Annotated in this window: 25 protein-coding genes and 1 other RNA gene; 11 read left to right on the top strand and 15 right to left on the bottom strand. The window is 49.0% G+C overall.

From position 1 onward, the window contains the following. Positions 1–458: 458 nt before the first annotated feature. From KBW69_RS12150 to ftsY, 5 genes are all read right to left on the bottom strand, one after another. Complete coding sequence (locus tag KBW69_RS12150) at positions 459–1,922, bottom strand: hypothetical protein (RefSeq protein ID WP_257281048.1); 1,464 nt, start codon at positions 1,920–1,922, stop codon at positions 459–461. A 152-nt stretch (positions 1,923–2,074) separates the two neighbouring features. Next, positions 2,075–2,941, bottom strand: coding sequence for an RNA polymerase sigma factor RpoH (rpoH, locus tag KBW69_RS12145; protein ID WP_257281047.1), 867 nt, complete (start codon positions 2,939–2,941; stop codon positions 2,075–2,077). Between the two features lie 204 nt (positions 2,942–3,145). Continuing rightward, positions 3,146–4,183, bottom strand: a complete 1,038-nt coding sequence (gene ftsX, locus KBW69_RS12140; protein WP_257281046.1) for a permease-like cell division protein FtsX — start codon at positions 4,181–4,183, stop codon at positions 3,146–3,148. Positions 4,184–4,186: 3 nt separating this feature from the next. Beyond that, positions 4,187–4,855, bottom strand: a complete 669-nt coding sequence (gene ftsE / locus KBW69_RS12135; RefSeq protein WP_257281045.1) for a cell division ATP-binding protein FtsE — start codon at positions 4,853–4,855, stop codon at positions 4,187–4,189. A gap of 32 nt (positions 4,856–4,887) precedes the next feature. Next, a complete protein-coding gene (gene ftsY, locus KBW69_RS12130; RefSeq protein ID WP_257281044.1) occupies positions 4,888–6,144 on the bottom strand; it encodes a signal recognition particle-docking protein FtsY in 1,257 nt (418 codons plus the stop codon). 255 nt (positions 6,145–6,399) lie between these two features. Between ftsY and rsmD the strand changes: the two genes are divergently transcribed. The 3 genes from rsmD to KBW69_RS12115 all read left to right on the top strand — a co-directional run bounded on the left by rsmD (position 6,400) and on the right by KBW69_RS12115 (position 8,418). Further along, positions 6,400–6,993, top strand: coding sequence for a 16S rRNA (guanine(966)-N(2))-methyltransferase RsmD (gene rsmD, locus KBW69_RS12125; protein WP_257281043.1), 594 nt, complete (start codon positions 6,400–6,402; stop codon positions 6,991–6,993). A 15-nt stretch (positions 6,994–7,008) separates the two neighbouring features. Further along, positions 7,009–7,188, top strand: coding sequence for a DUF1289 domain-containing protein (locus KBW69_RS12120; protein ID WP_257288020.1), 180 nt, complete (start codon positions 7,009–7,011; stop codon positions 7,186–7,188). A gap of 135 nt (positions 7,189–7,323) precedes the next feature. Next, the gene (locus tag KBW69_RS12115; RefSeq protein WP_257281042.1) at positions 7,324–8,418 is read left to right on the top strand and encodes a malate dehydrogenase; all 1,095 of its coding nucleotides are present in this window, start codon (positions 7,324–7,326) and stop codon (positions 8,416–8,418) included. 58 nt (positions 8,419–8,476) lie between these two features. Here KBW69_RS12115 and KBW69_RS12110 read toward each other — a convergent pair whose 3' ends face one another. Beyond that, complete coding sequence (locus KBW69_RS12110) at positions 8,477–9,136, bottom strand: TetR/AcrR family transcriptional regulator (protein ID WP_257281041.1); 660 nt, start codon at positions 9,134–9,136, stop codon at positions 8,477–8,479. Positions 9,137–9,269: 133 nt separating this feature from the next. On the opposite strand from KBW69_RS12110, the gene KBW69_RS12105 reads away from it, so the two are divergent. The 3 genes from KBW69_RS12105 to KBW69_RS12095 all read left to right on the top strand — a co-directional run bounded on the left by KBW69_RS12105 (position 9,270) and on the right by KBW69_RS12095 (position 11,882). Then, a complete protein-coding gene (locus tag KBW69_RS12105) occupies positions 9,270–10,751 on the top strand; it encodes a coniferyl aldehyde dehydrogenase (protein WP_257281040.1) in 1,482 nt (493 codons plus the stop codon). Between the two features lie 326 nt (positions 10,752–11,077). Next, positions 11,078–11,566, top strand: coding sequence for a pantetheine-phosphate adenylyltransferase (gene coaD / locus KBW69_RS12100; RefSeq protein ID WP_257281039.1), 489 nt, complete (start codon positions 11,078–11,080; stop codon positions 11,564–11,566). A gap of 64 nt (positions 11,567–11,630) precedes the next feature. Then, the gene (locus tag KBW69_RS12095) at positions 11,631–11,882 is read left to right on the top strand and encodes a YfhL family 4Fe-4S dicluster ferredoxin (protein ID WP_257281038.1); all 252 of its coding nucleotides are present in this window, start codon (positions 11,631–11,633) and stop codon (positions 11,880–11,882) included. Positions 11,883–11,939: 57 nt separating this feature from the next. Here the strand turns inward: KBW69_RS12095 and KBW69_RS12090 are convergent, their stop codons facing one another. After that, complete coding sequence (locus KBW69_RS12090; protein WP_257281037.1) at positions 11,940–12,788, bottom strand: pirin family protein; 849 nt, start codon at positions 12,786–12,788, stop codon at positions 11,940–11,942. Positions 12,789–12,792: 4 nt separating this feature from the next. Continuing rightward, a complete protein-coding gene (locus KBW69_RS12085) occupies positions 12,793–13,395 on the bottom strand; it encodes an FMN-dependent NADH-azoreductase (RefSeq protein WP_257281036.1) in 603 nt (200 codons plus the stop codon). A 120-nt stretch (positions 13,396–13,515) separates the two neighbouring features. Between KBW69_RS12085 and KBW69_RS12080 the strand changes: the two genes are divergently transcribed. Beyond that, entirely contained in the window at positions 13,516–14,412 is an 897-nt protein-coding gene (locus KBW69_RS12080; protein WP_257253848.1) for a LysR family transcriptional regulator, read from the top strand. A gap of 34 nt (positions 14,413–14,446) precedes the next feature. Here the strand turns inward: KBW69_RS12080 and KBW69_RS12075 are convergent, their stop codons facing one another. The 6 genes from KBW69_RS12075 to KBW69_RS12050 form a co-directional block, all read right to left on the bottom strand. After that, positions 14,447–14,668, bottom strand: a complete 222-nt coding sequence (locus KBW69_RS12075) for a DUF2835 domain-containing protein (RefSeq protein ID WP_257253845.1) — start codon at positions 14,666–14,668, stop codon at positions 14,447–14,449. Between the two features lie 168 nt (positions 14,669–14,836). Continuing rightward, the gene (locus KBW69_RS12070) at positions 14,837–15,649 is read right to left on the bottom strand and encodes a hypothetical protein (RefSeq protein WP_257281035.1); all 813 of its coding nucleotides are present in this window, start codon (positions 15,647–15,649) and stop codon (positions 14,837–14,839) included. Positions 15,650–15,804: 155 nt separating this feature from the next. Beyond that, the gene (locus KBW69_RS12065) at positions 15,805–16,938 is read right to left on the bottom strand and encodes a histidine phosphatase family protein (RefSeq protein WP_257281033.1); all 1,134 of its coding nucleotides are present in this window, start codon (positions 16,936–16,938) and stop codon (positions 15,805–15,807) included. A 96-nt stretch (positions 16,939–17,034) separates the two neighbouring features. Beyond that, positions 17,035–18,219, bottom strand: a complete 1,185-nt coding sequence (locus tag KBW69_RS12060; protein ID WP_257281032.1) for an FAD-dependent monooxygenase — start codon at positions 18,217–18,219, stop codon at positions 17,035–17,037. Positions 18,220–18,269: 50 nt separating this feature from the next. Further along, positions 18,270–19,505, bottom strand: coding sequence for a 2-octaprenyl-6-methoxyphenyl hydroxylase (gene ubiH, locus KBW69_RS12055; protein WP_257281031.1), 1,236 nt, complete (start codon positions 19,503–19,505; stop codon positions 18,270–18,272). 64 nt (positions 19,506–19,569) lie between these two features. Then, on the bottom strand, positions 19,570–20,148 hold the full coding sequence (locus KBW69_RS12050; RefSeq protein ID WP_257253838.1) for a UPF0149 family protein: 579 nt from the start codon (positions 20,146–20,148) through the stop codon (positions 19,570–19,572). Positions 20,149–20,219: 71 nt separating this feature from the next. Between KBW69_RS12050 and KBW69_RS12045 the strand changes: the two genes are divergently transcribed. The 3 genes from KBW69_RS12045 to ssrS all read left to right on the top strand — a co-directional run bounded on the left by KBW69_RS12045 (position 20,220) and on the right by ssrS (position 21,174). After that, positions 20,220–20,570, top strand: coding sequence for a TIGR02449 family protein (locus tag KBW69_RS12045; protein ID WP_257281029.1), 351 nt, complete (start codon positions 20,220–20,222; stop codon positions 20,568–20,570). After that, complete coding sequence (locus tag KBW69_RS12040) at positions 20,570–20,869, top strand: cell division protein ZapA (RefSeq protein WP_257253836.1); 300 nt, start codon at positions 20,570–20,572, stop codon at positions 20,867–20,869. Before KBW69_RS12045 ends, KBW69_RS12040 begins: the two co-directional genes overlap by 1 nt. Positions 20,870–20,995: 126 nt before the next feature. Continuing rightward, positions 20,996–21,174, top strand: a non-coding RNA gene (ssrS, locus tag KBW69_RS12035) — 6S RNA. 151 nt (positions 21,175–21,325) lie between these two features. On the opposite strand, the gene fur is transcribed toward ssrS, so the two are convergent. Then, on the bottom strand, positions 21,326–21,733 hold the full coding sequence (gene fur, locus KBW69_RS12030) for a ferric iron uptake transcriptional regulator (RefSeq protein WP_257253835.1): 408 nt from the start codon (positions 21,731–21,733) through the stop codon (positions 21,326–21,328). A gap of 102 nt (positions 21,734–21,835) precedes the next feature. Here fur and KBW69_RS12025 point away from each other — a divergent pair, with 102 nt between their 5' ends. Beyond that, positions 21,836–22,213, top strand: coding sequence for an outer membrane protein assembly factor BamE (locus KBW69_RS12025; protein ID WP_257253834.1), 378 nt, complete (start codon positions 21,836–21,838; stop codon positions 22,211–22,213). Positions 22,214–22,221: the final 8 nt, after the last annotated feature.

Here is a 22,221-nt window from a genome sequence, read left to right as displayed (position 1 = left end):
GACAGTAGAATTAACGAGTATGTTCGCTTGCTTGATCAGCATTTAAATCATTCCAGAGCAAAGCTCTGTTGACCGATGCCATTCGCACAAGCGCCCACACGAATTGTCTGATAATTTGTTAAAGAACTGGATTAAAACATGAAGGCTTTAACCAGCCGAAGCAGCGATCAGCGCTGTTCAGCGAGGCGCACATATTACCTCGGCGCCGTTCGTTGTCAAGTGATTGTTTTACGAGCCACTTTTCAACTTGCCGAGACCACATTCACTCACTCGGTAAGCGCTGCATTTCCGTCTCAGCGGCGGTGCATTCTACGCTGTTCGATCCGATTGTCAATCACCGTTTTGAACGGTGTCGCAATGGATCGCTGCGTGCTCGTCAAGAATGTATCCTTAAGAGCGATGCCCCGATCAGTGGAGGTGCATTATACGGAGCTTAAGAGGTAGGTCAACGAGTTATTTCAAAACGACTGAAAACCATTTTCTCCTTCATTGAAAAGATCAAATTTAAAAGGTCGCTCAAAGCGTTCCTTCAATTGTTCAACCATTTCGGGACTGGCCTTAACGCCCGACCTTTCCAGATGAACCAATGAACGTCCTCTGGACTCCTTCTCACCAATTAACTGCTGAATACGCCTTTCCAAAAATACCTTTCTTGATACATTTTCTTCTGAGAGTTCTTTTCTTTCCTTCAACAGCCACAACTCTCTTTGCGCTGCTGCCAACTCCTCTGGTTCATCTTCCTCCCCAAGATCCAGTTGTCGACAGATCAAATCATTAAGCTCTTTTGCCACTCCGATCCTGAAATCAACCAACTCATTGCCAGAAGACTTAGATGACAGCTCTTGAACAGCTGCCAGGTATTGCAGCAGTTTACTTTCCTGTCGTTGGCAAACTCCCCGGAGTTGTTGATTAACGCCATCCGGAATCACCATACTCCAGATATTCTTCTTCATGTAAGCCTTGATTCTTTCAAGGCTTATTTCTTCTACTTGCTCCCTGATGGTTGTGCACGAAGCTCTCATAAAATGGTCAATCTGCTCCGGCAAACGCTCAACAGCCCCATCCAGCATACAACTCACAAGATTATCTGCCTCTTCCTCTAATCGAGTACGACAACTTTTCAGTGTTGCAAAGCAGAGACTGATCTTACGAGGGTCCATATTTGCTGCGGTGTATTTCTCACTCTCGGACAATAGATCAAAATCCGGAAAAAACGTTTCCTGAACTATCAATAGGGGATTGGGCCTTATGAGACAGCCCGTGGCACTTTTGGATATAAGCGAGCTGATCAACTCCCCTTGATACACTCCTGCATCCATCATCCGTAACAGAGCCATCAGCTCAGCAAGAAAAGACTTTTTGTTACTTAAACGCTTCAGATCAGGGGCATCAAGAACCATTGAATCGATAGCTGACTTTGTATGCTCCATCAGATCCGTGACATCAAATGACTCCTTGCCCTGAAGCGTAGTTTTTAAAGCCAGAGTTTGTCTCAGGTCGTAGAGAGAATAAACAGCTCTGGCAACATCCTCAGTTTGAATGGCTAAGATCAGTGAATGCATTGACTTGACGGCCTGAGCTTCATTTTTTAATTGCAGCTCCTTTCTTCTGGCCTGACGAAGCTCTGGTTTTTCCTGAAAGTTACCAGACCTTGTTGTGAGAACAGGTGATTCAGACCGAACTAAAGCTTGATGAGCTGACTGCAGTTTGGGCTGGGCATCAAAGCTTTTTATCAGCCGAACGCGAATCAGTCTTCGCCCGAATCTTTTAAAACCTCTTCCAACAGCAATCAGCTTTTTGCCCAGATACTCAAAAAACTTTATTTCATAACCAAAAATCCTGAAAATCCTTGACTGGGCTATCTGTTTGGGAGTTTCAGAGGGTTGCCGACTGGGAGAAGGCGTTTCCGGGCGTTCTATCATTGCTTCATCCTGAATTGCAGAGTCTCTGTCTTATTCGAATGGCTTTATAGAGAAACTATAGATAAAAACACCGCCTATCCTCTATTAGTTCATCTACAGAACGAAAACACCCGCAACAGGGTGCGGGTGTTTATGGAACATCAAGCACCTGTCTAGCCAGACCAGGCCTCCATAGAACCTTTAACCTTTGTCATTGCATTCTTTTCCAGTTGTCTGATTCGCTCAGCTGAAACGCCATAGTGGTCTGCCAGTTCATGAAGAGTCGCCTTATCTTCATTGAGCCAGCGCTTCTGAAGGATATCGCGGCTGCGCTCATCCAATGTTGCCAGAGCATTTCTCAACAGGTTCACCGAAGACTCGGACCAATCTGAATCTTCTAAAAGGCGTGCCGGATCTGCTCGCTGGTCTTCCAGATAGTGAGCAGGTGCTGCGTAGCTGCCGTTGTCATCACTGTCATCGGCATAGCCATCAAAGGCGGTATCATGGCCGGCCATTCGACCTTCCATTTCACGAACCACTTTGGCCTCGACACCCAAGTCATTGGCTACGGCCTTAACTTCATCATTACTGAGCCAGGAGAGGTGTTTTTTGGAACTGCGAAGATTAAAAAACAGCTTGCGCTGTGCCTTGGTGGTAGCCACCTTCACAATACGCCAGTTTTTCAGGATAAACTCATGGATTTCAGCCTTCACCCAGTGCACTGCAAAAGAGACCAGACGAACACCCACCTCCGGATTGAAACGTTTTACGGCTTTCATCAAGCCCACATTCCCTTCCTGAATCAGGTCAGCCAGGGGAAGCCCATAGCCACTGTAGCTTCTGGCAATATGGACGACAAAACGCAGATGAGACATAACCAACTGACGGGCAGCTTCCAGATCGTTCTTGTAGTAGAGACGCTCCGCCAAAACCTTTTCCTGGTCAGCAGACAACACAGCAATAGCGCTGACCCCTGTTACGTAGGCATCAATATTTTGCCCCGGGACTAACATATCGACTGGTTGTATACTGGTTCCCATGAATAACTCCATTGTAAGTGCCGATTCAGCACTCTACTTAAATTCAAACTCCAAATGCCCATGGCGTATAGAAAAACAACAGACTGGCCTTCGATTAAATAATAACAAAAACCGGGCTTTACGACCCTAGCTACTTTACGCTCTTTTGCGATAAAAACGCTATAAAAACACGCTTAACCCGCCTACTCTTGCCAAACATACCCTCTAGGGCCGCTCTTCTATTGTTCGAACATGACGATAGCAGCTCAATGCTGCTCCTGCCACCCCCAGGAAAATACCCGAGGCCAATAATGAGAAGAACATTGAAAAGCCGGGCCCTTGAGGCGTATAGCTGCTGCCGTAGAGGGCGGCGAGTTCTAATACTTCTGACACCAAACCAGCCAGCACACCCAGAATAATCAGCAGGGCCAACAAAGCCCCTCCCAGCCCATACCACATCCCCATATAAAGAAATGGCAATGTAACAAAACCATCGGTTCCACCCACGAGCTTGATCACTTTGATTTCAGCCCTGCGACTCTCAACGCTGAGACGCACAGTGTTGCCTATCGTTAAAAGCACAATGATTCCAAGAAGCACTGATAGTATGAGAGTAAAACGCTCGAGCAATTGAGTCATAGACTCAAGTCGCTTAATCCATTCCTGATCCAGCAGTGCCTCCATAACTCCTTCTTTGACCCGATATTTTCTCAAAAGTTCATTGAGTTGTTCAGCACTGAGCCCATTCCGGGGTGTAAGCTCCAGAACACCCGGCAAAGGATTAAAGCCCAGGGCATCGATAACCCCTTTCATCCGGGCCCTTTCCTGAAAGTCACTCAACCCCTCATCTGGACTGATATAAAGAAACTGATCAATATCCGGATCGTCTCTGGCTTCAACCTTGAGGCGATTGACCTCGTCACGCTCCAACTTGTTGTCGAGATAGAGAGAGATTCTGGGCTGACCTTCCCATTCATGCCCCAGTGACTGGAGATTATTGGACAGTAATACAAGAATCGCAGGCAGTGCAAAAGCTACCGCAATCATCAGACAATTCAGAAAAGAAGCAAAAGGCGTCTTAAAGATGCGCCGTAATGAGTCAACTGCTACCTGTCGGTGCAGGCTTTTCAAATAAGCCATTGAGAAGCCTGTTGCCTTCTTTCTGGCTGCCCCTCTTTCAGCTTCAGCGTCTTTAGCCGCTGTAGGCTCTGACCGTTTTTTTTGGCTACCGTCTTTGTTTCTGACACTTTTTCTTGGAAACACGCTTTAACGCACCTCCTGATCATTAACCAGATGCCCCTGATCCAGAGTCAAAATACGATGGCGCATGCGGGCTACCAGTGCCAGATCGTGACTGGCAACCAGGACAGTAACGCCTACCTGATTAAAGCTTTCAAACAGCTGCATGATTTCAGCGGACAAATTAGGGTCGAGATTGCCAGTGGGTTCGTCGGCCAGAATCAGAGGAGGCCGGTTAACAACCGCACGCGCCAACCCCACGCGCTGCTGTTGACCACCAGACAGCTGAGCTGGATTCATTTTCTCCTTATCCAGAAGCCCCACGATATCCAGTGCAGCACGAACCCTGCCGGCGCACTCATGGTGAGTGTTTCCGGCAATGATCAGAGGCAAGGCAACGTTATCAAACACAGATCGATCAAAGAGCAGCTGGTGATCCTGGAAAACCAGACCTATGTTTCTACGAAAATAAGGAATCTGGCCACGCTTTAGCTTGCTGGTATCGTGCCCTCCCACCCAGATACTGCCAGAGGTCGGTTGCTCCATCAGCATGATGAGTTTCAGCAGAGTACTCTTACCGGCTCCGGAATGGCCGGTAAGAAAAGCAATTTCACCCCGATGCAGGTGGAAGCTGGTCTGTTCCAACCCCACGTGCCCTCCGGGATAACGCTTGGTGACATTGTCAAAGCGTATCATTAAGAACTTCCCTGCTGCTCTATTTTCATTGTTTAAGGCTCAACCGGGTCGAAGAGAGCTTCTACAAACTCATCTGCAGAGAAAGGCCTCAAATCGTCTATTTGCTCACCCACCCCCAGGAAGCGAATTGGTAGTTGCATCTGTTTGGACAAGGCAAAAACAACCCCACCCTTTGCAGTACCGTCCAGCTTGGTAAGCGCCATACCCGTCAGGTTAACTGCTTCGTGGAATATCCTGGCCTGATTGAGGGCATTCTGCCCTGTGCCGGCATCCAGAACCAGAAGCACTTCGTGGGGAGCCGAATCATCCAGCTTACCCAGAACCCTCTTAACCTTGCGCAGCTCATCCATCAGGTTATCTTTGTTGTGCAGGCGACCGGCCGTGTCAGCAATCAAGACATCCGCTCCACGCGCCTTGGCTGCTTCAAAAGCGTCATAAAGCACAGATGCACTGTCAGCGCCGGTATGCTGAGCAATCACAGGGATATCATTCCTTTCGCCCCAGACCTGCAGCTGCTCCACAGCTGCAGCCCGAAAGGTATCACCTGCAGCCAGCATCACTTTGCGCCCTTCAGCCTGAAGCTTACGCGCTACCTTACCGATCGTTGTCGTTTTACCAACACCGTTAACACCCACAACGAGAATGACGTAAGGCGTTTTTTGCTCATCAACAATTAAAGGCTGGTCAGCAGGCTTGAGAATTTCCTTAAGTTCAACCTTCATGGCAGAGATCAACGCATCGGCATCGCCCAGCTCGCGGTATTTCACTTTTTTGGTCAGTTTCCCGATAATTTCTGTCGTGGCTTCAACGCCTACATCCGATATCAGAAGCTGTGTTTCCAGCTCTTCCAGCAGATCTTCGTCGATTTCTTTTTTACCAACAAAGATTTCCGCGACACCATCAACAAATACACTACGGGTCTTGCCAAGCCCGCGCTTCATGCGAGCAAAGAAGCCTTTCTTCTCTTCCTGAGGCTCGCCCCTCTCCGGGACAGAAGGAAGAGTAGCAACTGTTTCAGTTTTTGGCTCCTTGACCGCCTCTTCCGTTTTTTCCTCAACCTTCTCAGCCTGTATTTCTACAGGTTCAACAGAAACGGTTTCTTCTGCTGTTTCTGCAACTGCCCCTTCGACTTCTGTCTGGACAACTGTCTCCTGGTAGGCTGCTGTCGGCTCAGTTTTCGGACTCTCATCTATAACCGGGGCAGGCTCGCTGTTTTTCTCTTCTTTGCGTCCCCAGGGCCAAAAACGTCGCTTCGCCGTTTTCTCATCACTTTTGCGAGAACCGAACATAAACTACTTCATCAGAATGGATTAAAAGGGTCACCGTATTAAAGCAGGTGGGTCTCAGGAGGCTGGTCGAAGCAGTTATAATGCCCGGACAGCCTTCCGGAATTGTGTATCCTATCTTACAGCTATTTACGAATGAAGCTTTTTAAGGTGAAAAATAGCATCAATGAGGTACGGGTATCTCTCGGGAAACCGCGGTTATCTCGTTTGGCAACTGATGTACAATCGCTGCTTTAAGGCCATCAACCGGAGTGATCAATGGCGCGAAGAGCAGCCATCAGGCAACGCCCAAATAAAGGTGGCGGAGAATTAAGAATCATTGGCGGACAATGGCGCAGTCGCAAGCTGCCTGTGGCAAACCTGCCGGGCTTGCGACCCACCTCGGACCGTGTGAGAGAAACCCTGTTTAACTGGTTGATGCCCTATGTTCCGGGTGCCAGGGTGCTGGACTGTTTCAGTGGGACAGGCGCCCTGGCCCTTGAGTCACTCTCCCGAGGCGCCAAAGAAGCCACCCTGCTTGAGGCAGCAGCAGAGGCTGCCTCGCTGCTTGGCAAAAACCTGACAACCCTTCAGGCAAAAAATGCCAGAGTCATTCGCACCGACAGCCTGAAATGGCTACAGCAAGCCGCAGACAAGGCTTTCGATCTCATCTTTCTGGACCCTCCATTCAGGCAGGAACTGCTGGAAGAAACTTGTCGCCTGCTTAATTCAAATGGATACATTCACAGCGACAGTCTGATTTACATTGAGGTAGAAAAGGAACTATCGCCTCTTCCCGTACCTTCAAACTGGACAGTCACGAAAACCAAAACTGCAGGCCAGCTGAGTTATTACCTGTTGAGTGTTGAGTGAACACAAGTAATAAAAATGATGAGCAAAGTAAAGTCCCCCTGCATTCGCCAATGTGCACTCAATAAAGACCAGGTGTGTACCGGCTGCTTTCGGAGCCGGACAGAAATAGCCCGATGGAGCCGGGCCAGCCAGGAGGAGCAGAAAGAGATTGTATTGAATGCCAAGGTTCGCTGTAAGCAAAAAACGGCTGAATAATGGATACAAACCCTATCATTGGAAAACAACATCACTCACAGGTAGTGGACTTAACCTATCGTTCTAGGTACCCTTCACACCGCTGAGATTATTCTAACACTCTCTTTTCAGACGAGAACTCTAAGGAGTGGTCACATGAAACAACCCGTCCGTATCGCAGTCACAGGCGCAGCAGGTAACATCAGTTACTCTCTTCTTTTCAAAATTGCTGCTGGTGAAATGCTGGGCGCGGATCAGCCGGTGATTCTGCAACTGGTTGAGATTCCTCAGGCTATGGACAAGCTGCGTGGCGTGGCCATGGAACTCGAAGACTGCGCTTTCCCGCTGGTTCACGGCATCAGCCTGCACGACAACCCATTCGATGGATTCCGTGGTGTTCATTACGCCATGCTGGTAGGTGCGCGTCCTCGAAGCAAGGGCATGGAGCGTGCGGATCTGCTGGAAGCTAACGCAGTTATCTTCGCCGAGCAGGGTAAGGCTCTGAATGAAGTAGCAAACCGCGACGTTAAAGCACTGGTGGTGGGTAACCCGGCCAACACCAACTGCCTGATTCTTTCCCGCAATGCTCCGGATCTGGATCCTTCCCAATTCTGCGCAATGACCCGCCTGGACCACAACCGTGCCAAAGGTATCCTGGGCAACAAGCTGGGCGTTAATCCATCCGACATTGACGGTGTTTGCGTCTGGGGTAACCACTCTCCAACCATGTACCCTGACGTACATCATGCGACTGTTCTGGGTGAAGAGTCGGCAATCAGCAAAATCGACGAGCAATGGTACAAAGAAGATTTTACACCTCGCATTCAGAAACGTGGTGCTGAAATCATTGAATGGCGCGGCCTCTCTTCCGCCGCTTCTGCCGCACAAGCCGCTCTGGATCACGTGCGTGACTGGGCCCTGGGCAGCAACGGTGAAATCGTCAGCATGGGCATCATCTCTGACGGCAGCTACGGCGTAGCCAAAGGCATTTACTATTCCTTCCCATGTGTCTGCGAATTCGGCAGCTACCAGATCGTTCAGGGTCTGGAGATCAACGAATACGGTCAGAGCATGATGAAGAATACCGAAGAAGAACTGCTGAGCGAGAAAGCCGCTGTCGATCACCTGTTGCCAGCTGAAACCGCGCAGTCTCGTGAAAACCTGAGAAAATCTGACCGCACTGGCCAGACCGCTTTTGACAACGGTCTCGACAAGGCTGACGTCTACTATAAAGCCGATCGCATCTGCTGATTAGTCTTACCTGCAGGAGCTGATACACTCAGCTCCTTTTTATTTCCTCCGTAATCCCTTACCGACCCGGAATCCTCATAGGCACAAAATATTCTGCTTCCAATTCGGCAAAGGACTCCCTGGCCGCTTCACTGACATAAGGCCGATCCATAAGCAGAATCTGATAGAAAACTCTCCGGTGCAGTTTTTCTGGCAACAATTCATTTTCTTCCAGAAACGCTGAGGTCACCACCTCCTGCCAACTGCTGAGCACCATGAAGTTGTTCAACGCCAATGCTTCAATTTCATGCTCCGGCACCTCCATAAAGCCTGACAACACAAGTCCGGCAATAATCTTTTCCAGTGTCTCCAGAGAGAGCCTTGCAAACTGTTGATAGGCAGACCGAAGCTCTCTGCTCCTGCTCATAACCCCATGAACATCCCGATAGATAAAACGAAACTGCCACATACCGGCCAGGGCCAATTCCAGATACGTCCGCTTATCCTGAAAGGTCAGTGGACGATCTTTCGGAATAATCATGTTGTCAGCAATGTTGTCTATCAAACGTTGAAAAAGTGCGTGGATAATCTCATCTTTATTCCTGAAGTGGTAATAGAGATTTCCGGGAGAAATCCCCAGCTCTGCGGCAATATGGTTGGTCGTTACCGTCCTTTCACCCCGGTCATTAAAAAGCCCCAGAGCTTTGTCCAAAATACGATCACGAGTTTTAACTGCCATAAATACCCTTGAAATCCTGTCAGTAAATCGCTAAATTTAATTTTAGAGCAATTACTCTAAATGATCAAAACCCATTACCCGGCCAGACTCTTGCGAAAAAATGAAACCAGATCGGCTGAAGGAGACCTGCACCATGAGCCTTAGTGAAATTGACCAGCCTACAGAGACTGCCTCATCGGATCAAATGACCGCCAGCGATCATTCTTCCAGCCAGATCGCAAGGATGAAGACATCTCTGGAGGCTCAGCAAAAAGCCTTTCAAAATCAACCCAACCCATCACTTCAGCAACGCAGGAAGTGGCTGAAAACGCTGAAAGAAGGTTTGAAGAAACACCAGAAAGCCCTGGTGGATGCCATAAACAGGGACTTTGAGGGCCGTGCTGAAACAGAATCCCTGTTAGCCGAGTTTATGCCATCCCTCTCAACCATCGATTACTGTTGCAAGCATCTGGCTAAATGGATGAAGCCCAGTAAGCGACATGTAGCAATCACTCTACAACCGGCTGCGGCAAAGGTGGTTTATCAACCTCTGGGCGTTGTCGGCATTGTTGTTCCCTGGAACTACCCTCTCTTTCTGGCCATAGGCCCCCTGGCTACAGCCCTGGCTGCCGGTAACCGGGCAATGATCAAGATGTCTGAGTATACTCCGGCTACCTCCAGACTGTTTGCCGAGATGATTGCGGATATCTTCCCTGCTGACCTGGTCACTGTTGTCAATGGTGAAGCGGATGTGGGAGCCGCTTTCACCGCTCTACCGTTTGACCACATTCTCTTTACCGGCTCTACCCAGGTCGGCAAACACGTAATGACGGCCGCGGCCAAAAATCTCACCCCCGTAACCCTTGAACTCGGGGGAAAATCCCCGGTGATCATTGATGAAGACTTCCCAATGCAGGAAGTAGCCGAGCGTGTCTGCTACGGAAAATCAATGAATGCGGGGCAGACTTGCGTCGCCCCTGATTACGTTCTGGTCAAGCAACAACGCAAGGAAGAGTTTGTAGAAGCTTACCTGAAGGCCTTCAGCAACATGCATCCTTCAGTGAATGACAGTCAGCATTACACTGCGATTATTAACGAGAGACAGCATCAAAGATTACTCAGCCACATTGAGGATGCCAAAAGCAAAGGGGCAGAGATTCGGGTGGGCAACAATGAGGAAATAACCGATGGCTCCCGTCGTTTACCTCCCCATCTGATTCTGAATGCTACGGAAGACATGAGCGTCATGCAGGAAGAAATTTTTGGTCCACTGCTGCCCATCATCGGGGTAGACAGCATTGATGAAGCTATTCAGTTCATCAATAGCCGTCCACGTCCACTGGCGCTTTATTATTTTGGTGAAAACAAACAGACTCAGGACAAAGTTCTGACCCATACTCACTCAGGAGGTGTCTGCCTGAATGAAACCCTTTTTCATGTTGCCATCGACGATATGCCTTTTGGTGGTGTGGGCGCTTCCGGCATGGGCCATTATCACGGACACGAGGGTTTTCAGGCGCTGTCCAAGGCAAAATCGGTCTTTACCAAAGGTCGCTTTAACAGTGTCCGGCTGGTATTCCCTCCCTATAACAGCTGGCTGAAGAAGAGGATGATAAAATTCCTGTCAGGCTCCTGATCATTCTGGTCCGGACTGTCATTCGATAGTCCGGAATACTTCTCGTGCTCAAAGTCCTTGAAAATAACAATTTATCACCTAATTACGCTGTTTTGACTCAGGTAGTTTGTCACCTTTGATTGATTTCGATACCATTCTGCCTTCGTTATCCATAGATTGAAGAACTCTGTTTTAACCATTTTCAGTCTGTAATGGGCAGATCAGGACGCACAGTCCTTCACTACAGGCATCTGTGAAGCCATAGAGCTTTCGGAATAATGACCTTGGCAAACTTTGGTCAACCGAGCTCAGAGGCTTCGCCGGACATCAGCAGGAAATGCACTTCAATGAGCAAAGTAATCTACCCTGGCACTTTTGACCCTATCACCAAAGGCCATCTGGACCTGGTAGAACGGGCAGCAAGAATTTTTGACAACGTGGTCATTGCGGTAGCAGAAAGCCCTAAAAAGAAGCCTCTGTTTGATCTGACCAAACGTGTTGAGCTGGCAGAAGAGGTCACAGCTCACCTTGATAATGTTTCGGTAACAGGTTTCAGCTCCCTGCTGGCTCACTTTCTGGAAGAGCAGAAAGCGACTGTGATTCTGCGTGGCCTGAGGGCCGTATCCGACTTCGAATACGAATTCCAGATGGCCAACATGAACCGGATTCTGGCACCAAAAGTAGAGAGCTTGTTTCTGACACCTGCCGAGCAATACTCCTATATTTCTTCTACGCTGGTACGGGAGATAGCCTCACTGGGTGGAGATATCGACAAGTTCGTCTCCCCCTGTGTTCAGGAAGCCCTGAAGGACAAATTTGGCCCACAAGCCCGGTAGCTGATGGTGCACCCTGAGCCTGGCGCCTGAGCTGAAACGCTCACGCGGAACTGGAGATTACGTCATGTCCCTGATCATTACTGATGACTGCATTAACTGCGATGTCTGTGAGCCGGAGTGCCCGAACAGTGCGATCTCTCCCGGGGAAGAGATTTACGAGATCGACGCCAACCTGTGCACGGAATGTGTAGGTCACTACGACGAGCCACAATGCCAACAGGTTTGCCCGGTCGATTGCATCCCCAAAGACCCCGATAATGAAGAGTCGCACGATGAATTGATGGAAAAGTATTTGATTATTACGGCGGCGGCCTGATCATTACTTTTTTCATTACTCATGATTCTCTACAGGAGTCTGCCTGCAGGCAGGCTCCTAACTCAAAAACGCCCCACTCTGGTACTCCCGAACCGCCTGCATCACTTCTTCGCGACTGTTCATAACAAAAGGTCCATACTGCACAACAGGCTCATTCAATGGTTTACCCGCCAGTATCAGAAAGCCAGCTTGACTTTCAGTACCCAATTCAAGTCCGTCACCTTGCGCGAAAACCGCCAGTTCTGATTGACTGATGACCTGACCTGTGGATGCCTGAAGTTTTACCTGACCTTCATAGACGTAGACCATCAGTTTTTTGTCACCTATGGGTAGCTTGATAGTGCTGCCCGCTTTCAGCGATACATCCAATAACAGCGCATCCGTTACCTCTCTTTTCAGTGGTGCGGATAATTGACGACCATCAATCTCTACTTCACCCAGCAGCAATCTGGCAGACCAACCTTCAAACGACAGTACAGGGAAATTCTCCACACTGATATCAAGATACTCAGGATCACTCATTTTCCGGGCTGCGGGCATATTCAACCAGATCTGGAAACCATGCAGCTGATCATTTTCAAGAACAGGCATCTCTGAATGAACGATTCCCTTTCCAGACTTCATCCACTGAACACCACCTGACTTTATAGACCTTTGGTTACCCAGATGATCTTCATGCCTGAATCCTCCCATTTTCATATACGACACCGTCTCGATGCCTCGGTGAGGATGAGCCGGAAATCCGGCACCCAGGTCGCCAGAGCCGTCAGCTCTGATTTCGTCCAGCATCAAAAAGGGATCCATGAGCTTATGCTGCCCTGACCCCATGACTCTCTTGAGTTTCACTCCGGCTCCGTCTGAAGCCGGACGGGCGGGTACGAGTTCGATCAAACCTCTTGCTTGCATCACTTTATGCCACCAGTTGATCTATTCTTTCTGCAGCTTTACCCAGCGCGACTTCTCTTGCGTCGCCACTTTTGGCGAGCCCTTCTGCATAGATGAACTCGACATCCGTAATCCCGATAAAACCAAGGAAATGCTTGATCAGTGCGGTTTGTGTATCCATGGGTGTACCCTGATACTCACCCCCTCTGGCCGCCAGGATATAGGCCTTTTTGCCATTCAAAAGCCCCTGCGGTCCCTGTTCGGTGTAGCGGAAAGTGATGCCTGCCCGGGCAATATGGTCAAAGTAAGTCTTCAGGGTTGATGGCATGGTAAAGTTGTAGAGAGGCAATCCCAGCACCAGTACATCGGCTTCATTCAACTCTCTGATCAAACGATCTGACAAGCTGGCTATATACTTCTGGTTTTCATTGCGCTCTTCTTCTGACAGGCTGAAGCCTTGAAAACTTTCTGCTGTCAGGTGAGGAATCGGTTCTGACACCAGATCACGATAGATTACCTTTTCCACAGTGTGGTTCCGGGTGTATTTTTCAACAAACTGTCTGGCCAATTGCCCTGACTGTCCTTCTGAGCCAAACAGACTGGAATCGATTTGCAGGATGGTGCTCATAATGATCTCCGGTTTATTAGATTGCTTTGGTTAAGCTTAATTTAATATCGATTTTTACGAATAAAAAGCGCAAAATATCCCTTATAAATATCGAATTATTAGATCAAAAGTTCATCATCCATGGCCAAAGTCACCCTTGAACAATGGCGAATGCTCCATGCCGTCGTTGAACATGGCGGTTTCGCACAAGCCGCAGAAGCCCTTCACAAGAGCCAGTCAACCGTCAGCTATGCCGTAAATAAGCTGCAGCAGCAGCTTGATGTTGAAATACTGGTCATCAAAGGCAGGAAGGCAGAATTAACGGAAGCTGGAAAAGTGCTGATCAGGCGCTCCCGGTCCCTGCTGAAAGAGTCCGATGCGATCGAAAAGGTTGCTGACAGTCTGTCCCAAGACTGGGAAGGCCGCATCACACTGGGAGTTGATGTCATCTTTCCACCCCAGTTGCTCTCGACCTGTCTGAAAAGACTGTCATCAGAGTGCCAGCAAACCCATATTGAGCTGGTAGAAACGGCACTTTCAGGTACTACCGACATGTTGGCCACCGGTCAAGCAGACCTGGTGATCAGTGGCCTCGTGCCACAGGGTTTTATGGGAGAGCCTTTAATGAAAGTTACATTCAAGGCGGTTGCTCACAAGGATCACCCGTTGCACCAGCTAGACAGGCCTCTGAGCCTGGATGACCTCAGACAGCACCGCCAGATTGTCATCAGGGACTCGGGCATCAAAAGAGTGGATGCCGGATGGCTGGAAGCAACAGAACGCTGGACCGTCAGCCATATCAGCACATCGGTAAGAATGATTTCACAGGGGCTGGGGTTTGCCTGGCTGCCAACCGCTCACGTAGAGCAGGAAATGGACTCTGGTGTGTTGAAACCTTTAAACCTTAAGCCTCATGGCTCCCGACGCCACGAGATATACTTGATTTACACTGATCAGGATTATGCGGGGCCAGCCGTAAAGTCTCTGGCCAATATCCTCAAGGAAGTGTGTGCTGGCACAGATATGCCAGCACATTGACGAAACGGATACAACGAAGAATCAGAAAAGAGCCTCAGCCAATCTTTCGAAGCTCTCCCAGCTTGCCGTCCGATCCATAGGAGATTTCAAAAGTACCATGAACACCTTCACGGCTAACAAATTTGAGAAGGACGTCGTAGGGAATGCTCATGCTAAAACCCTCACGGGTATTGACCTGGACACGGTTCTTCTTGCCCTGATAATACTGTAATACCTGCTGAGAATTCAGACTGATAGAGAAGGTGGCCTTATTCATTCTGGACTCCATTCCTCATGTTCAATCAAGTGATATTGGCCGAGTGGCCATCTGGCTCAGAGCCAGTGACCAGATGTGTATCATTTTAGCAAAATCAACTCATTCAGTAAGAATGGCCGGTCATTAAAAATAACCGGGCTTCTCATCTCAACAAAGGTCATTCGCAGCTTATTGATTGGGTGGAGGAGGCATTAAACCTTCTGGCATTTCCATGTTGTTGGGCACCTGCATTTGCTGCATCACCTCGTTGATGGACTCTCTGATACTGGCAATCATCGCCTTGTAGCCTTCATCAAAGCCGCGATAGAAAGCCTGCTCATTAGGTTCAACATCATCGCCTTCCTGCTTGTGAATAGCAGACTGCTTTCCTTCAGGGTTTTCGCCACTAAAGAAAGCTTCCATGGAAGTAGGAACGGTCAGAGCGACACGACCGCCGGCCATATAACCGTCAATAAAGCGCCCTCTCAGGAACGGGTTATCGCTGCTGCCAACGCTGGCAATGCGATAGGCATCGTCAGCCTCACACCAGCGATCCTTATATTCACTGGCTTTTTCGCCATCGCTGCAGTGGTACTCAATAATACCCAGAGCATCAACCACTCGCTGATAGCCTGCACGATAGCCCGCTTCATCAGGCTTTTCAGCCCTTCCTTCCAAGGCCTCCCGAGAGACCTGACTGGTTTCAGCAAGGCGAGCATCGTTAACACCCTGACGGTAACCTTTCAGATAATTGCCAAAGTTGGCAACATCACCAGCCAGTGAACTCTGATCAAAGACTCCACGTGCCTCACACCATGTTTGCTTGAGCGCATCAGTGGTATCAACAGTGGTACAATCATAAGCTTCTTCTTCAGCAACCGGACGGGCAGACTCTCCCGTTGATGGGGCTACCTTCGGACATTCCTGTTGCTTGCCACAACCCTGAAGCAGTAAAAATAATAAAAAAACAGGTACGAAACCTGCATGCACTGACCTACGCATTCATTTCTCCTTCCCAAGGGGCACTTCTAATGTTCAACATGACAGAACTATTAGCTGCCAGGATTGCCATGTCTTAAGTTCCAGAGGCTCCTGGCAAAATTCTGCGTTCTTAATATCATTAGACGGAGCTGGTTAAATATAGTTCAGAAAAATCGTTATTTTTCTTCTTTAGTTCCTGTGGATATATCAGGAAAAATTGTTGAATGAGCCGCAGGCTCCTTCAGCTGGCACAATTCCGTCCAGTCAGAGCGTTGTAAAGAAGCGACCAGCTGACCCCATTGTTCAAGAGAGCATGTCGTCCCACAGGAAAGTGTCAGGGGTTCGTTATTCAATGAGGCTTGAACAGTCTTGTTTGAGGCTGAAAAGCGCAGGGTCAGCATACTGGTATAGGGAACATTGAACTCTCTCGGGCTTCCAAGAGCACTCAACAGAGCCAGTATATTGGTGTCACTGACCGCTAAAAGATAGAAGTACTCACAGGAAGTTCTGCCGTTTTCAAGACAGGTCTGATGCTGCTGATAGCGTTGATCAATAGCCTTCATAAGGTGCTGGCTGGCCAGCTGAACCATACGCCTGTCTTTAACTATTTGAGCCATAAACCAATCTATCAGATCCAGAAGCTGCTGCTCATCCTGAGGACTCAGGAACTCTGGCAGAGGAATGTTGTGAAGCTTTCTGACATTCAATGCATCGGCAAGGCCTATAATGGCGTGAAGCGATGGTGCTCGCTGTTGCCCGGACTCTTTTGCCCAGAGCCTGATCTTGTCGAGCCCCAATTCTTCTAACTTCTTTTGCCACAAAGGGCTCTTTTGCATATCAGCGATCAGCGCTCTGAATCCAGTGCAGGATTGAGTGAATCCGAGTAGATAATCGTCTTGCGGTAAAGAAGCATAAACCGGTGGGACAATTGCAAACTCATCGCCTGAGCCTGTTTTCAGACTGTCAGGATAGATAGCCTGAAGCATGGTGGTGGCACACTGGATGGTTCTGTCCAGGCCCCGGGCCTGATGATAACTGAGCTCTGGGTTCCATCGGGAAGGAAAACCGGCAGGGAGTTGAGTGCGCCTGAAATGTTTACCCGCTTCATAACACTGTTTTAAACCAGTGTCTGTCATCTCACCGGGCCCGATAGGCCAGAGTTTGGGATTTAATGGACTACTTGGACTGCGATCCCCATGACGAACCAGTGTGACAACATAATCTTGATAGTCCCCAGACTCTGGCTGAGCCTGAACCAGGGGCGTCATTGAAAAACACAATACGCCCCAAACGAGAAACCACTTTTTCATTCTATATTCCCGATTGATTAATTAAAGAATCAAACTACTGAGAATAGAAAGAAAAGTGACATCTGTTTAGAAAATATGAATGGATTGAGGTAATTATCAGACACCCATGGCATGTTTGATCAACATGTCTTTGACAAGAGGCAGACTATTTGTCCACTTCAGTCCTGTATTCCTTAGCCAGCGAATACCGATATCGTCAGCGGCAAAGAGGTTTTGCAAGCCCTCCATGGACTTCATCATCAACAGATTACTACCCATCCTTTTGCGCTCATACCGATTCAGAATATGACTGGCAGAAAAATCATCGCCACGCTCAACCGCTCGCAAGATTTCTTCAGAGAGAACCTCCACATCCTGCAATCCAAGGTTCACACCCTGACCGGCCAGAGGATGAATGGTATGGGCCGCATCGCCTGCCAGCACAATTCGATTTCGATGATATTGGCGGGCATAACGCTGCTTGAGAGGAAAGCGAAACCGGGGGTCGGCTGAAAGCACTTTCCCTAGTCTGGATTCAAAAGCAAGTTCTATAGCCTGACAAAAAGCCTCATCATCCAGAGACAGAACTTCATCGGCCTTATCTGGAACTAATGACCAAACAATAGAGCAGTAGTGCTTATCTCCCCGGCTGGGCAGAGGCAGAAACGCTAAAGGCCCGGTGTTCAGGAAGACCTGCCAGGCAGTGTCCCGATGATATTGCTCTGTTTCGACTGTGGTGACCACTGCATGATGGAGATAGTCCTTCTGATTGGAAGGAATACCCGACCGCTTCCTCAGAGTGGACTCGGCACCATCGGCAGCCACCAGCAGACGAGCTGCTATCTTTTCATTATCGAGCTGAACCTGACAGGGGTCACCCAACTCGTAGATAATGGTTGACTGACTGGGAAAGCACTCAATATCTGTTTGCGCCAACTGCTTCAGAAGCGCATGACGAATCACATCGTTCTCAACGATGCTTCCGAGCGTCTTGAAACCCACCGACCTGGCATCAAACGCGATCTCACCCGTTCCTTCGCTGTCCCAGACATACATGTGCTGATAGGGCATAACACGCTGAGAGGTCATAATATCCCATGCGCCCAGTCGCCGAAATAATCGGGAGGAGGCTTCAGTCAGGGCACTGACCCTGGGTGCGTAGGGACTGTCAGGAGAAAACGCCGGAGTCGAAAGCGACTGTTGATCAACCAACGCTATTTTCAAGTCTGCTTTTGACAGCGACAGAGCCAGAGACACCCCAACCATGCCACCACCGGCAATCACCAGATCAAATGACTTCAACCGAGATCTCCTCCTGATACTGTTTTTTTCGTGTTCATGGCTTTTGAGGATTAGAAACCCATCGCCTTTCTGGCAAACCGACCTTTTAATTCCCGGCTCATATCCAGACAGCTTAAGCCAAGGTTTCTGGCCAGAATCACCGGCAGCTCCTGTCGGGAAAACAATTTCACCAGACCGTCACAGAAGTCCAAAGTCATCTTCTGATCGCTCTTCTGTTCTTCGACATATTGAAGCAAACGGGACAGACTGCCCGGGGCAATAGCCTGTCTGAGCGACTCAGTAATATTCCCGGCCAGAGCCATTGTATCCCTGATGGCCAGATTATATCCCTGACCTGCGACAGGGTGCATAGAGTGAGCTGCATTACCCAGAACGACCAGACCAGGCCTGACTTGCTCACGGGCAACGCTGAGAGTCAGAGGATAACTTTCACGCATCCCGACTTTGGTAAACCCGCCAGCACGATAACCAAATTTTTCCTGCAAAGTGGACAGGAAAGTTTCATCATCCATAGACATTCTGTCGTCTATTTCATCAGTAGGCACAGTCCAGACCAGTGCTGAACGATCAGCACAGAGAGGAAGCAAAGCCATGGGCCCTCTTCCGGCAAATCGTTCATAGGCTACTCCGTTGTGCGGCTTATCAAGGGAAACATTGGCAACCAGTGCATGTTGTTCGTAGTCATAGTGTTTACGTGAAATACCCAGTTTTTCCATCAACCGGGAACGACCTCCATCGGCAAGGACCACCAGAGATGCCACTTTCTCAACAAATTCTTCCCTCTGCCTGATAACCACTTTCATTTCTGAGTCAGGCAAAGGCTGTAAAGATTGAACCTGTGCCGGACTCAAGACTTCAACCCTCCCCCGATCACGATAACTTTTCAGTCTTTTGAGCAGCACTTCACCCAGTCGATAATTTTCAACCACATACCCCAGGGCAGGTACGCTTTCTTGCTGATGATTAAGACGGGTGGCACCAAAATGCCCTCGATCAGAGACCTGAATATCCAGAATAGCTGTGGCAAACGGATCCAGATCAGGCCAGAGTCCGAGTTCATCGTAGATCAGCCGGGTACCATAAGAGAGTGCCGAGGCTCTGGCATCATAGCTGGGTGGAGAGTTGGGTGGAGCGTTGGTCGGTGTATCCCCTGCTTCATCGATTGCGTGCGTCTCAACCATCGCTACTTTCAGCCCATGTTGATTGATCGCAGACTCCAGAGCACACAGCAGACTGGCACCCACCAGCCCACCACCAATGATCAGGACATCATACTTCCCGGTCATCTCTCTCTCCTTTCTACGGTGAAAACACTCATCGCTAAACAGAACAACGGTAGTCTTTGCGATGTCAATGAATGGTTTTTGTGTTGCGCTTTTTCGATTTTTCCGGGACGGCCACCGCTGAAAAAATGGTTAAAAGATTCATTCGAACGTACTCACTGACTTCTATAAACAAACGTTCAGACTCATCACTGTCATCCGCTTCAGGCTGGATCTGGGCAATTTCCGAGAAATCTCCCAGAACCCCTTCTACTTCCTGACTCAGTGGCTTGCTTCCAATGACTTCGCCGAATCCGAACAGAAATCCCTGACACCAATAACCCAACGCTTCAGTTCTTTGCTCCAGGGCTTCGTCGTCATCAGGCAGAAGCAGAGCAATAGAAAAGTCTGATTGATCCAGCTTCTGCAATGTTCCCTGATACATGCGCAGCAGGAGATCCTGGAAACGGCTGTCCAACTCCTGATCATCCAACATAGCAGATACTTGACGGAACCAGGTTTCTACGCCGGGCTGACTGCCCGCAGCAAACGTGCCACAGAGAATACCATGAAGTTCAGAAGGATGACTGTCACCGCCCAGCTCAACCAGACGATCAGCCAACTCATTAAAGGCGACAACGTCTGAGGCCGCATCACTATTTGTCATTACAATTACCTTGAAAGCCTTACTGGAAAGAACCCATTGATCATGGAACAACCAATCAATAACAGGGTGGATTGAAAACCAGATCCCAGAGGCTCTGTGAAAACCCGATGGTGTGTGAGTGTATCAGATTTATCGTTTGGGCAAATCGCAAAGGCATTGTTCTGTGTACTTACAGCCGCTATAGTAGATCCAATAGCACGGTTCCGGAACCTATGAACGACCACGAACTCGCAACCCTGAACCAGAAAATTGACGATCTGGTAGCCATCAGCCTGAAACTGAAAAAAGAAAACCGCTTACTGCGCGCCAAGGAGCACACCTGGCTGGCAGAGCGCGCGAAACTGATGGAGAAGAATGATGTCGCACGCAGCAAGGTCGAAGCCATGATCAACCGCCTGCGCACTCTGGAGCATGAATCCTAATGGACAGTCCATCCACCACCACCGTCAGTATTCTGGACAAGGAATACCTGGTCAGCTGCCCCAAACAGGAAGAAGCTAATCTTCATCAGGCAGCTCAGCATTTAAACGAGCAAATGAGACAAATCCGTGCGGGTGGCGTAATTGGTACAGAGCGTATCGCAGTCATGGCAGCATTGAACATCAGCTATGAACTGCTTCAGAGCAGGCAGCAAAGCCTGACCGACAATTCAGATGCTCAGAAACAGATCAAACAGATGCTTGGCAAGCTGGATCAGGCGCTAATGCTAATCGAAAGCTAAATCCACTGCCCCCCCCTGGCCTGAAGAGCCATCGTTGGTAAAAAACCAATGGAGCTATCGGTCAAAAGATCAATAGCAAAAAAAACCTACAGACTTGTACCTCAGAACCGATATAATCCCGGTCAAGTCTCCCTGGCCTGTTTGCCAGTCATTAAAGACCCGGGCTGATAATACCATACCGGGGATTCCTCGTTGATGCTGGAGCGCAGGTCCACCTTGCAGTGGAAAGCCCGATTCATCACAGCAATCCCCACCGTTGCTTTAACAGCAACGGGCTTACGTGGCAGCGGCAGCTTGGGGAGACTTACTATCATTCAGTACTTGTCGTCTTATTACCTCTCAAACACCCATAAAACGCATCAGTATTGGCAGGCAGTGAAGTATTCCGCAGAATGAAAGAGAAAAAAAGCCGATACACTGTGACCGGCTTTTTGGGAAGACGTATTTCAGAAAAAGTCAGGACTTTTCTTTTGGTTTCACGTATAACACCAGATTGTGGTCAACAATCTCGTAACCGTGCTTGTCGGCAATCTCCTTTTGACGACGCTCAATATCTTCATCGATAAACTCAATGATCTCACCGCTTTCCATACAAACCATATGATCGTGATGTTCACCCCTTGCCAGCTCGAACACGGAGTGCCCACTGTCAAAGTTGTGCCTGATGACCAGACCGGCCCCTTCAAACTGGGTCAGCACCCGGTAGACGGTGGCCAGACCGACATCTTCTTCTGCATCAAGGAGAGCCTTGTAGACATCCTCGGCACTCATATGAAGGCCCTGAGAGCTTTCAAGAATCTGAAGAATTTTGACACGAGGCAGCGTGACCTTCAGACCCGCTTTGCGCAACTCTTGATTTTCCAACACGTTTACCTAACCCTTAGCATTTAGCAGGTAATCCCTGCTATTATCACATTTTTAAGCCGAACATTCATTTTCGAAGAAGATAGTGGAAGTCTGAAACCGATGCAAAAACGTCCAGCCCTGACCACAATTTTTCTCGCTGCCGCTGCTCTCCTGGCTGGGTGTGCCAGTTCAACAGACGGTGGCTCCAAACTCATCAGCTTCCCCGGTGTTTACAAGGTCGACATCCAGCAGGGTAATGTCATTACTCAGGAAATGGTAGACCAGCTCCGTCCGGGAATGACCCGTAACCAAGTCCAGTATGTTATGGGCACCCCCCTTATGGAGGACACCTTCAATCGGGATCGCTGGGACTATATTTCCAGCCTTCAGCCCGGTGGCGAACAGCGCACCCAACAAACCCTCACCATCTTCTTCAAAGACGACAGGCTTTCCTCTATTGAAGGAGACTTTCGTCCCGGTACAGGGGTAACACCTTAAACAGCTCT

Origin of the sequence: Endozoicomonas sp. ISHI1, assembly GCF_024606225.1 — a bacterium.
Taxonomy (GTDB): Bacteria; Pseudomonadota; Gammaproteobacteria; order Pseudomonadales; family Endozoicomonadaceae; genus Endozoicomonas_A.
This window is presented reverse-complemented; position numbering and strand designations above follow the sequence as displayed.